The organism is Rhizobium ecuadorense (assembly GCF_001187535.1).
GTDB lineage: Bacteria > Pseudomonadota > Alphaproteobacteria > Rhizobiales > Rhizobiaceae > Rhizobium > Rhizobium ecuadorense.
The window spans coordinates 1-286 of sequence record NZ_LFIO01000795.1 but is presented as its reverse complement, the minus strand read 5'-3'; the positions used below and the strand labels follow the sequence as shown (position 1 = coordinate 286).

The window sequence follows — 286 nt, the reverse complement described above, 5'->3', positions numbered from 1 at the left end:
GAGGAGCGGCGTGAGCTTTGGCTTCGCGTCAGCCGCGAGCGAAGTTGCCGGGAGATAGCCAGCATTGGCCCAGGTTTCAGCAGCCTTCTCTGAAACCATATAGTCGATATATGCGCCGGCTAGGTCCTGTGTTGGCTTAGTTTTGGCAAGGCTCGTTATCGCCCAGGCAAGATCCACACCCCCGACACTCATGGGCTTGGAAATGCCTTTCGGGGCGGGGATGGCCATGAAGCCGATATCCGGATTGTGTTGCATGTCACCGAAATACCAGGTCCCGGAGATAAGA

At 56.6% G+C, this 286-nt stretch carries 1 protein-coding gene; it reads right to left on the bottom strand.

The annotated features are described in order from the left end of the window. Positions 1 to 286: ABC transporter substrate-binding protein (locus AF337_RS13975; protein WP_193393617.1), on the bottom strand; the 286-nt coding region annotated here is incomplete at both ends.